The 11899-nt window shown below is 46.7% G+C and carries 7 protein-coding genes and 2 rRNA genes (1 of these 9 only partly in view); 2 read left to right on the top strand and 7 right to left on the bottom strand.

Translation table 11 applies throughout. The features are described 5' to 3' along the window. Positions 1–193 precede the first annotated feature (193 nt). Entirely contained in the window at positions 194–1300 is a 1107-nt protein-coding gene (locus ACH59B_RS12150; RefSeq protein WP_102998128.1) for a response regulator, read from the bottom strand. After that, positions 1293–3101, bottom strand: a complete 1809-nt coding sequence (locus ACH59B_RS12145) for a histidine kinase (RefSeq protein ID WP_102998129.1) — start codon at positions 3099–3101, stop codon at positions 1293–1295. Before ACH59B_RS12145 ends, ACH59B_RS12150 begins: the two co-directional genes overlap by 8 nt. Before the next feature lie 175 nt (positions 3102–3276). On the opposite strand from ACH59B_RS12145, the gene ACH59B_RS12140 reads away from it, so the two are divergent. Further along, positions 3277–4275 carry a substrate-binding domain-containing protein gene (locus tag ACH59B_RS12140; RefSeq protein WP_016818754.1) on the top strand — a complete coding sequence of 333 codons (999 nt, stop codon included), beginning with the start codon at positions 3277–3279 and terminating at the stop codon, positions 4273–4275. A 39-nt stretch (positions 4276–4314) separates the two neighbouring features. Next, positions 4315–6591 (top strand): alpha-galactosidase, encoded by a 2277-nt coding sequence (locus tag ACH59B_RS12135; RefSeq protein ID WP_123797196.1) that lies wholly within the window; start codon positions 4315–4317, stop codon positions 6589–6591. A gap of 65 nt (positions 6592–6656) precedes the next feature. Here the strand turns inward: ACH59B_RS12135 and ACH59B_RS12130 are convergent, their stop codons facing one another. The 5 genes from ACH59B_RS12130 to ACH59B_RS12110 all read right to left on the bottom strand — a co-directional run. Continuing rightward, positions 6657–7217 carry a GNAT family N-acetyltransferase gene (locus tag ACH59B_RS12130; protein ID WP_019687226.1) on the bottom strand — a complete coding sequence of 187 codons (561 nt, stop codon included), beginning with the start codon at positions 7215–7217 and terminating at the stop codon, positions 6657–6659. Further along, positions 7218–7940: a YjjG family noncanonical pyrimidine nucleotidase gene (locus ACH59B_RS12125; RefSeq protein WP_016818751.1), complete on the bottom strand. Its 723-nt coding sequence runs from the start codon at positions 7938–7940 to the stop codon at positions 7218–7220. 355 nt (positions 7941–8295) lie between these two features. Next, positions 8296–9147, bottom strand: coding sequence for an alpha/beta fold hydrolase (locus ACH59B_RS12120; protein ID WP_404303856.1), 852 nt, complete (start codon positions 9145–9147; stop codon positions 8296–8298). Between the two features lie 381 nt (positions 9148–9528). Further along, positions 9529–9645, bottom strand: a 5S ribosomal RNA gene (gene rrf, locus ACH59B_RS12115). Between the two features lie 150 nt (positions 9646–9795). Continuing rightward, positions 9796–11899: ribosomal RNA gene (locus ACH59B_RS12110) — 23S ribosomal RNA — on the bottom strand; it runs 842 nt beyond the window's last position.

The following is an 11899-nucleotide window of genomic DNA, read 5'->3' as shown; positions in this document are numbered from 1 at the left end:
TTTTATCCCCCTCATGAAGAGTCTTTGATGATTGCGCTTTCATTTGCTTGACTACAGTATACCGCTGCCTCTATTCTTCTTTAAGGAATAAAACGGGTATTATCAGTAAAAAACGGGACAAATAGAGCAGCGGTCCTCCATATAGGAAAACCGCCAGGCTTAAATTGATGTGTTCTGCCTCACAAGGCAGATACTATCTCTTTTTGAGTTGCTCATATTCAGTGGGTGTCATACCAAAACGTTTCTTGAAACATTTGCTGAAATAATTGGGGTCACTATAACCGACACTTTCAGCGATTTCTGACAGCTTCCGATTGCCTTTCAGCAGAAGCTCCTTAGCCTTCTTCATTCGGATGTGTGTAATATGATCCACTATGGAAAAGCCAGACTCCTTGCGGAATACGCGGCGCAGGTAGCTGGGATCGACGAATACTCCGCACGACACCTGCTCAGCAGACAACTCTGCGTCTGCATAATGTTCCTCAATATAGTTGATCGCCGCCGCGAATAAATTGGAAGCCTTCGTAGGACGCATATTCTCCATCAGCAGGATCAGCTTGCGGTATAGGGCGAGCATCCAACCTTCAGCAGCCTCCCAGGAATCTAACTCTCGCAGCCGTTCGTAAGGAGACTTGTCTCCTCCGTTTTGCCATAGCTGGTCATAAGGAATGCCACGTTCACTGGCAAAAGAAAGGGCTAAAGATACGATTCCCATAAGCATCGCATCTGCATATTCATCTCCCCATTTATATTTACTAAGCTGGCGGATTGCCTTGCGGACCTCCTCTAGCGTTTCACTGTCTTTCATTCTGAGGTCAAGCACAACCGCATCGCGTAGATGACCCAAATCAGGCATACCTGCTCTGCTATGCAACACTTCGCCGTCCTGTCCCCTTAACTCTGCACTTTCACTCTCCTGTGGAAGCACTGGTAATTTCGCTTTAATACGCTCCAACATTGAGAGCATTTCTTCTGCATTGAACGGTTTCAGCAAATAATCCTGCACTCCAGTTCGAACGGCCTTCTGTAGATATTCAAACTCGTTATGCCCGGATATGAATACAATTACGATTCGTTCGAACTTGACTTTCAACCTCTCGGCTAATTCAATTCCGTCAATAAAGGGCATATTGATATCAACGAGGGCAAGGTGCGGCTGATGCCGCTCGGCTTCCTGAAGTGCTTCCTGCCCGTTCCTTGCTTCACAGCAAACCCGAAAGCCGTGACTTTCCCAGTCTATCTTAATTCGCAGAAAGTCTCGAAACAGCGGCTCATCATCAACAATCATCACTTTATACATCTTGGTGTACACTCCCCTTTGGCTGCGTTGGTAGCGACAGATCAACAATAGTTCCCTCTCCGAGAACACTCTGCACGTATATCCCATACTCCTCGCCAAAATACAGGCTCAGCCGTTGCTGAACGCTATAGGTACCGATTGATCGTATTCCTTCTTTCGGTAAATGTCTGGACATAATGTTCTGAACTTGAATTTCGTCCATTCCTACACCGTTGTCCTCCACCCGGACGATCACCCTATCGTTCTGTGTAAAAGCGAAAATACGGATAAAACCTTTGGTTCCTTTCTTCTTAAGACCATGGTAAATCGAATTCTCGACAAGTGGCTGGAGCGAGAGTTTCGGGATCGGTGTACCCGCAAGCTCTGGAGGGATATCCACTTCATAGCGGAACACATCGGGATAACGGATTTGCAGAATAGTCAGGTAATCATCAGTAATCTGAGCTTCCTTTTCTAAAATAATGAGTTCCCGTCCTTTATTTAGCACCATTCGATAAAAATCTGCCAGCGCCTTCGTAGTATCTCTAGCCTCATCATTACGATCCAACTCATTCAGTGCATAAATGGTATCTAAAGTGTTGTACAGAAAATGCGGTTTTATTTGAGCCGTCATCAGTGCGAGTTCATATTCACGCTTGCGGTTTTGCTCCTGCCTCACTTCATCCAGCAATTCCCGAATCCGTCTTATCATAAAGTTAAAAGCTTCAGCAATGGTGCCGATTTCATCTTCTGTTCGGACTATCGCAACCGATTGTAAATCGCCGGCAACTACTTTCCGCATGGCTCTAGTCAGCTGTTCGAGAGGACTAACGACCATTTTGGACAGGAAGCTAGCACCGAGCCAGGAAAAAGCAAGACAAAATACGCCGATTAAGAGTGAAAGCCTTACATTTTGCCGGACATCAGCTGTAAGCAGGTTAAGAGAAACAATATTGACCAGCTTCCAACCCATCCGGTTATAATCATTGACCGTTACGAGATTGCCGCTATCCTCAAATGAACATGTTTTTGGGGACACATCAGATCCACAGCCTTGGATGGCCTCCGCTAACTGTGAACTCACTGGCTTCATCAGCATCCCATTGTCTTCTGCCACAGCCACACGCATCTCGTTATCTAAAAAATAATAAGATTTGGGCGCATCGGGATCGCTGGAACGAAAATAATCAGACAAACCTTCTTCCTTCACTAACAGAAAAAGCGTTCCATAGGGTTCGCCGGTGTCTATATTAATGACCATCTTTCCCAGCGTCAAAACCGGAGAGTTGGGATCCGGTGTTAGGAAATCTCTCTTATCCATATCAAACCAGAGTGCTTGTCCATAACTTTCGGATTCCCTTACCCGCTTGAGCATGCTATAGACTTTACTATCATCCCCACTCTCGGTATAAGAAGCAAAAATTGTCCCTTCATTATCAATAAATACCGCCGCATCCACTTCGCGAAAGATTGATAAATCAATAGATAGACGACTTTGCATCAGGTTACCAAATTGAACACGATCTATGGCAGTATCAGGTCTAGCACCGTATGAATCATACATCCGGTTAATATTCGTGACCATAATGTTGGCCGCCGTTTCCACACTACTGAATATGTAGTCGGTCCGGGACAGGATGAGCTGAGATTCGTCAACTACGTTGCTGGTCGTTTGCTCTATCAATGAACGACTGAAAAATTGGTTGGACACAAGTCCAAGAATGAGCAGAGAAATAATGATCAGCGGGAGAAATACCGCTATAACCTTGCTTTTAAAGCGAAGGCGACCAAACCACTTACGAGCTAGGGACAGAATATTCAAATAAGACCCCTCCGTCATCAGAGAATATTCATCATGTTAACACAACTAATCTGAACAGTAGTAGAACTAAAATAATGTTAAAAAAATTCAACAATCCATCTTGAAAGTGCCAAAAGTATGTGTTAGGATAAAGTCGATTTTTAGTAAAATTATTAACTAAAAAGGTGTGAGCTCTTTGGCAACCATTAAAGACATTGCCCGCGAAGCGGGAGTGTCTGCCGCAACCGTTTCAAGGGTTTTAAATAACGATCTGTCACTATCCGTGAGTCCAGACACCAAAAACAGAATTTTTTTAATTGCTGAGCAGCTCGGGTATAAGCCTTCCCGCCTGAGGCAGTTAAAGAGGAACACGGAACGTGCCGGGAAAACGGTCTCCCTCCTGCTGTGGTGTTCCATTGAGGAGGAAAGAGACGATCCGTATTACGCCTCGATCCGCCGTGGAATCGAACTGCGCTGTGAAGAGCTTGGCCTGACATTGGGACAGACGCTGCGAGGCCGTTCATCTCTCGACACCTTGCAGAAGGCGGATGGTCTGATTGTCGTGGGCGGCGTTGATCCTGAAGAGGTGTCCAAGCTGTATCCGGACAAGAACACCATTGTCCTTGTCGACCAGTACCATGAGCAGCTGGAATACGATTCCGTACGACTCCATTTTCGGCAGGCGGTTGACCAGGCACTTGGACATCTGCTCGAGCTTGGCCACCGACAAATCGGATTTATTGGCGGGAAGAGCGATGGAGAGCGAAGGGCGCATTATTTTGAACGATTCATGCGGGAACGAGGTTTGTATAATCCGAAGTTCGTCCGCATAGGCGCCTGGAGTACTGCGGATGGATATCTAATGATGAACGAGCTTCTAGCCGAGCAGGAACGACCGACAGCCTGCTTCGCTGCCAGCGATCCGCTCGCCATTGGAGCCCTCCGCGCCCTTCATGGACATGGAGTCAAGGTACCCGAAGATATGGCTGTTGTCGGCTTCGACGACATTGAGATGGCGGCCTTCGTGCAGCCTCCGCTAACTACTGTACGTGCCTATCCCGAACAAATGGGAAAAGCTGCCGTGCAGTTGCTCTCTGAACGGTTTGAGGGACGTGAACCACCTGCGTACAGCGTGATCGGGACTAAGCTTGTCATACGGGAAAGCTCATGCATCAACAGTAAAATCAATATTTGAGAGTCAATCGAGATGATAACCCCCTAAGGAGTGAATATCATGAACATTCATGTTAACGAAGCGCTTGGTTTGTTTCACCTGCAGTCCAAGGATTGCAGCTATATTATCCAGCTGGTAGAAGGATATCCTGCACATGTCTATTGGGGAGCTCAACTTCATCATGACCAAAGTCTCGCAAGTATATTGGAGCTTAGAGAGCGCTGCTCCTTCTCCCCCACTCCCGTTTCTTCTAATCGCGTGCTTTCTTTGGATGCGCTTCCACAGGAATATCCACAGTATGGGACAAGTGACTTCCGTCAACCGGCTTATCAGGTTGCGCTTGCGGATGGAACTCGAACTACGGAGCTAAAATATAGTGGCCACCGTGTTGAACCGGGCAAACCAAAGCTTGAAGGCCTCCCTTCCGTCTATACCGAATCGGATGATGAAGCAACAACTCTCCTGTTGTTCCTTGAGGACCAGCACTCAGGTCTTAAGGCTACACTGCTCTATACTGTATTTGCGAACCACAGCGCTATTGCTAGGTCTACTCTTTTTGAACATAAGGGAAGCGCTGTCATGAATATTGAGCAGGCGATGAGCGCCTCTGTCGACTTCGCCGATTCCAATTATCAAGCTCTCTATCTATCTGGAGCCTGGGTTCGGGAAAGACATATCCAACGCCGCGATCTTGGACCCGGCGCCATTCGGTTGGAAAGCCGGCGAGGCTCGAGCAGTCACCAAATGAATCCTTTTTTGGCCCTGCTTCGTCCAGATGCAACAGAAGATCGTGGGGATGTGTACGGCTTCAGTCTAATCTACAGCAGCAATTTCGTTGCGCAGGCGGAAGTAGAACAGTTTAATCAGACCCGTGTAAGTATCGGAATCAATCCTTTTGACTTCTCCTGGCGTCTTGAACCGGGTCAGTCATTCCAGACCCCTGAAGCCGTGCTGGTCTTTTCCGAAGAAGGTCTTGGGGGCATGTCGCGCACCTATCACCGACTCTACCGCACACGTCTGTGCCGGGGAACTTATCGCGACAAGGAACGCCCGATTCTCGTGAACAATTGGGAAGCCACATATTTTGACTTCGACGCCAATAAAATCGAGGCGATTGCCAAAGAAGCGGGACCTCTTGGAATTGAGCTATTTGTTCTTGATGACGGTTGGTTTGGCAAGCGCGACAACGACAACAGTTCGCTTGGGGACTGGTTCGAGGACCGCCGCAAGCTACCTGGAGGTCTCACCGACCTAGCCAAACGGGTTAATGAACAAGGATTACAATTTGGCTTGTGGGTTGAGCCGGAAATGGTATCACCTGATAGTGAACTGTACCGCACCCATCCCGACTGGTGCCTACATGCGGAAGGTCGGCGGCGGACGGAAGGCCGATCCCAATTGGTGCTTGATCTCTCCCGCAAGGAAGTATGCGATTACTTGTACGAGACGCTGAGCTCCGTATTCTCGATCGCCCCAATTACTTATGTCAAGTGGGACATGAATCGTAATATGACGGAGATTGCTTCGGCTACCGCTACTAGCGAACGTCAAAAAGAAACTGCGCACCGTTATATGCTCGGACTTTATGACCTGCTGGAACGCCTGACCTCACGCTTCCCGGACATCTTGTTTGAAAGCTGTTCTGGTGGAGGTGGACGATTCGATCCCGGGATGCTCTACTATATGCCGCAGACATGGACCAGTGATGACACTGATGCTATTGAAAGATTGGCTATCCAGTACGGCACCAGCATCGTGTATCCGGCCAGTACCATGGGGGCCCACGTATCGAACGTGCCGAACCACCAGGTGGGACGAAACACCTCCCTCGCCATACGTGGCGACGTGGCAATGAGCGGGAATTTTGGCTACGAGCTTGACCTTACTGCATTTACGAATGAAGAAAAAGAGCTTGCTGCCAGACAAATTGCCCAGTATAAAGAAATCCGTTCCCTTGTACAGCAGGGAGATATGTATCGACTTCTTAGTCCGTTTGAGGGCCGAGGCAATACTGCCTGGATGTTTGTTAGCGAGGACCAGTCCGAAGCTTTTGTCGCTTACTTCCGTGTGTTGGCTGAGCCAAATGGTCCTATCCGGCGACTAACTCTAAAAGGACTTGACCCAGCTAAAAAGTATATAATCGAAACCGGGGCAACCAGCAATACTTCAGAACCTGTCGGTGGTACCTTGGCTGAAGATGGCGTCTCCCCCTTCCGTGTGGCGTTCGACGGTGAAATTTTTGGAGGTGACCGTCTAATGAAGATTGGACTTGTTGTCTCGGATCTCACTGGGGATTTTGCCAGCTCTACCTTCCGCCTTAAAGCTATCTCCTGTTAATCATAGTTCAGCCGGTGACGATAAAAAATTAAAACAAGGCAGGTCGATTTTCCGACCTGCCTTGTTTAATAACTTTGTGACCATTTAATAGCATCCTTGATTTTGATTCTCCATATCATATGATCAAAGCCTTTTCCCCAATAATCTTTTAATAAATAATCAGGAGTTCCAAACTTCTTTTCCCATATTTTTTGTGCAATACGATACCCACTATCTAAACAAAATTCTTCTACTCCTCTATCTTTCAACGCCAGATACATTGATTTCAATAATAAATTTCCTACTCCAATCTTCTGGTAGTCAGGGTGAACAAATACAGTTCCTACCTCGCACAAATTTTTTAATGCATCATTGGTAGATTTACTTATAAGTTCACTTGCCGGGCCATATTCAATTGAACCCATTATTCGATCCCCGTCTACAGCGATTAAAAAATATCGTTGCTCACCGTGGCTTTCTAAGTCACTTTCCAAATACGCTCTTTTAGTCTCAATTTCATCCTCTATATCCTCCAGCTTGCTTCCAATACCTTCTTTAGCAAATGTGTCTGTAATCACTATTCTAAACAATTCATTTAACTTTTCGGCATCTTTAACTTTCGGTCTTCTGATTTCTACATCATTCATCTAGATTTCCGCCGACGTACGATTCAGTACAGACCCTATTGAAAGTACACTACTCAGTAGTTCCATTAAACTTGTTATTTCATAAGTGGGTTGAATACCAGACGTATTTGTTTTTCTGGCAGGGTTGAACCAGCAGGTATCAATTCCGTACTTATTCCCTCCTTGAATATCAGAGGTTAAAGAATCGCCGACCATAAGGACCTTACTTTTATCTGAAATGGCTAGCTTGGCAAATGCGTAATCGAAAATACCAGCTTGTGGCTTTTGGCAACCCACTTCTTCTGAAATAATTACCTGCTCAAACACATCACGCAGCGGAGAGAGCTGAATTCTGGAGGTTTGTACCTCTTTGATTCCATTCGTAATAATCGCCAAACGATACTCAGATAGTACGTCACATAGTTCAACCGCTCCGTCCATCAAAAAAGCACCTTCACCCAAATAACGTAAATAAGCAGCACTAAAGGCGTCTGGATTGAAGTCTAGCTTATGGACAGTAAACAATCGTTTAAATCTTTCCACCCGCAACTGTGCCGAGGTAATAAGTCCTTCCTCTGCTTCTCGCCACAACACACTATTAATCTCATCATAGCTGGATTTGTACTCTGTGGCCCCTTGCGGCAATCCAAATTGGGTGAACGTATTATGTAGCGCATGGCTCTCTGCCATTTTAAAATCAAACAGCGTATCATCAACATCAAATAAAATAATTTCGTATTTCAAAACGTACCTCCAACTCCATATCAAATGGAAATAAACTATCATTACAGTATGATCTCTCGGTTATTATACAGAACCTCATTGATCCGTCAAGTCATGACAAAAAGAATAGAGTAATATTTTCTATGAGTTTGAGCCAGTGCGAAGTAACATGCTTCGTGCCAAACTACTACCATAGCGATTTATAAATGAAAGGAGAATGCTAACTCAAGCTGTCCCGATGCTTCAGTGACAAGCCTAAAGGTAAACATTCTCCTTTTAAAATTCAAACTATTTGTTCTCCATTCGTAGATCTTTAGGGTCAACCTGCCATCATCTTCAGGTCTGTTTCCAGTACCGAATCGACTGTTTTAAAAACCTAGTGATTTTCATTAATCCATTCGGTTAATGTTTGATCAAAATAATGAGGTTCTTCAAACATCGGATTATGGCCACTATGCTCAAAAACCACCTTTTTTACGTTCGTATAGCTATCATCGACCCGATCCCACAATGAAACAGGCGCGACTAAGTAATCAGTTCTTCCAAGACCAATAAACATGGGCTTATCGACATCTGCCAAGGACTGTATCAAATCTATCTTTCCGAAGGCTTCTCCCCATAAATAATCAATGATAGGCATGTTCGTGTGCACATCATTCCACATATGAGCTGCATCATAGGTATAATCATAAAAACTTTGGGCTCCCATACGTATACACATGTGAACAAATCTTCTGTCGGGATCTCTTTTGATATCATCCTCTAATAAAACAATATCTTTTTCAAAACGTTCTTTTCTGGCTGGACTGGCCGTTTCATAAAAGTATGACAAGCTTTGCCGTTGTCTTTCTTGGCTGTTCGTAGGGGCTGAATTTAATAGCACCACTTTTTCAACATAGCCTGGGAATTGTTTAGCATATTCCAAAGCCATAAAAGCATGCCCGGAATGCCCTAATATAATAAATGTATCTAAATGAAGGCAATGTCTTGCTGTTTCTATATCATTAATGACTTTATCCAAAGTATAGTCTTCTGGTTTTAAAGCACGAGTCGGTTTTGCAAACCCTCTATGATCTAAGAAAATAAACTGAAACTTTTTATATAAATGGTCTGAAAATATGCGAGGATAATATACACTACTGCCGATCACCAATATCGGCTTTCCGTTACCTCTTATAGTATATTTCAGCTCAAATCCATCACTAATAACCGTTTGATAAGTGCTCATCCTCATCGTCTCCTTTTCTTCTTTAAATCACTCCCTTTCCGTTGTTTAAATCCCTTGTATTCTCCATAGAGCGTTCCAGCACTACAACTCACCTCTGAAAGTCCGTTTATTTTATGAGAAAAGTTTAACATGATTTTTTCAAAAACAAAACCGAATTTGGATCTTCTCAATCTTGCCGTACAAGTCGGAGATACAAAGTGGCAAAAGGAAATTACCCATAAACTTCAATCCTTAAGTGCCCTCCAGGCAGTACTGTATAAGGAACAACCAGAGTATTGTAGTACTTTTAACCGAAGGCATGGCATGAGCCGTTCAGGTGACCGATAAATAAATCGGTTATACAAAAAGAGCACAACCCTAATGGCTGTGCTCTTTTTTCGTGCTTGGCAACGTCCTACTCTCCCAGGACCCTGCGGTCCAAGTACCATCGGCGCTGGAGGGCTTAACGGTCGTGTTCGGGATGGGTACGTGTGGAACCCCTCCGCTATCGCCACCAAACATGAATTTGCTCTGCAAATTCTTCCGTAGGGTTATTCGGTTCATCACATATTGTGTGAATGAATCGCCATACGCTTGTCGTATGTACTTCTACATACCTTCAAGGTTACACCCTGAAAACTGGATCCGAAACTTCATTGCGCCTTATCTTAGGATAAGCCCTCGACCGATTAGTATTGGTCAGCTCCATGCATTACTGCACTTCCACCCCCAACCTATCTACCTCGTCGTCTTCAAGGGGTCTTACATACTGGGAAATCTCATCTTGAGGGGGGCTTCACGCTTAGATGCTTTCAGCGCTTATCCCTTCCGTACATAGCTACCCAGCGGTGCTCCTGGCGGAACAACTGGTACACCAGCGGTACGTCCATCCCGGTCCTCTCGTACTAAGGACAGCTCCTCTCAAATTTCCTACGCCCACGACAGATAGGGACCGAACTGTCTCACGACGTTCTGAACCCAGCTCGCGTACCGCTTTAATGGGCGAACAGCCCAACCCTTGGGACCTACTTCAGCCCCAGGATGCGATGAGCCGACATCGAGGTGCCAAACCTCCCCGTCGATGTGGACTCTTGGGGGAGATAAGCCTGTTATCCCCAGGGTAGCTTTTATCCGTTGAGCGATGGCCCTTCCATGCGGTACCACCGGATCACTAAGCCCGACTTTCGTCCCTGCTCGACTTGTAGGTCTCGCAGTCAAGCTCCCTTCTGCCTTTGCACTCTTCGAATGATTTCCAACCATTCTGAGGGAACCTTGGGGCGCCTCCGTTACTCTTTAGGAGGCGACCGCCCCAGTCAAACTGCCCACCTGACACTGTCCTCGTACCGGATCACGGTACCAAGTTAGAACCTAGATACGATCAGGGTGGTATCCCAAGGATGCCTCCCCTCAAGCTGGCGCTCAAAGTTCTACGGCTCCCACCTATCCTGTACAGATCGTACCCAAATTCAATATCAAGCTGCAGTAAAGCTCCATGGGGTCTTTCCGTCTTGTCGCGGGTAACCTGCATCTTCACAGGTATTAAAATTTCACCGGATCTCTCGTTGAGACAGCGCCCAAGTCGTTACGCCATTCGTGCGGGTCAGAATTTACCTGACAAGGAATTTCGCTACCTTAGGACCGTTATAGTTACGGCCGCCGTTTACTGGGGCTTCGGTTCATAGCTTCGCCCGAAGGCTTACCACTCCCCTTAACCTTCCAGCACCGGGCAGGCGTCAGCCCGTATACTTCGCCTTGCGGCTTCGCACAGACCTGTGTTTTTGCTAAACAGTCGCTTGGGCCTTTTCACTGCGGCCCCCTCGGGCTATTCACCCTACCGAGGCACCCCTTCTCCCGAAGTTACGGGGTCATTTTGCCGAGTTCCTTAACGAGAGTTCTTCCGCGCGCCTTAGAATTCTCTTCTCGCCTACCTGTGTCGGTTTGCGGTACGGGCACCTTCTCCTGGCTAGAGGCTTTTCTTGGCAGTCTGAGATCATGACCTTCGCTACTATAATTTTCGCTCCCCATCACAGCCCAGCCTTACGATGTGCGGATTTGCCTACACACCAGCCTCACTGCTTAGACGGACATCCATCAGTCCGCGTCACTACCCTACTGCGTCACCCCATCGCTCATAGCGGATTACGGTGGTACAGGAATTTCGACCTGTTGTCCTTCGACTACGCCTATCGGCCTCGCCTTAGGTCCCGACTTACCCTGAGCGGACGAACCTTCCTCAGGAACCCTTAGGCTTTCGGCGGATCTGATTCTCACAGATCTTTTCGTTACTCATACCGGCATTCTCACTTGAATGCAGTCCAGCGCTCCTTCCGGTACACCTTCAACCCGCATTCAACGCTCCCCTACCCCTGATGCAAAGCATCAAGCCATAGCTTCGGTGGTGTGTTTAGCCCCGTTACATTTTCGGCGCAGAGTCACTCGACCAGTGAGCTATTACGCACTCTTTCAATGGTGGCTGCTTCTAAGCCAACATCCTGGTTGTCTGTGCAACTCCACATCCTTTCCCACTTAACACACACTTGGGGACCTTAGCTGATGGTCTGGGCTGTTTCCCTTTCGACAATGGATCTTAGCACTCACTGTCTGACTCCCGGAACTAAATCTATGGCATTCGGAGTTTGACTGAGCTTGGTAACCCTTGCGGGCCCCGCACCCAATCAGTGCTCTACCTCCACGATTCTTCTTTCCGAGGCTAGCCCTAAAGCTATTTCGGGGAGAACCAGCTATCTCCGGGTTCGATTGGAATTTCTCCGCT

The sequence above is a fragment of the Paenibacillus sp. DP01 genome (genome assembly GCF_044784315.1).
Lineage (GTDB): Bacteria > Bacillota > Bacilli > Paenibacillales > Paenibacillaceae > Paenibacillus > Paenibacillus polymyxa.
This window is presented reverse-complemented; position numbering and strand designations above follow the sequence as displayed.

Bases quoted from the DNA above. Each gene is read 5' to 3' on its own strand.
- ACH59B_RS12135 (WP_123797196.1), top strand. From the start codon at position 4,315: ATGAACATTCATGTTAACGAAGCGCTTGGTTTGTTTCACCTGCAGTCC.
- ACH59B_RS12120 (WP_404303856.1), bottom strand. From the start codon at position 9,147: ATGAGCACTTATCAAACGGTTATTAGTGATGGATTTGAGCTGAAATAT.
- ACH59B_RS12130 (WP_019687226.1), bottom strand. From the start codon at position 7,217: ATGAATGATGTAGAAATCAGAAGACCGAAAGTTAAAGATGCCGAAAAG.
- ACH59B_RS12150 (WP_102998128.1), bottom strand. From the start codon at position 1,300: ATGTATAAAGTGATGATTGTTGATGATGAGCCGCTGTTTCGAGACTTT.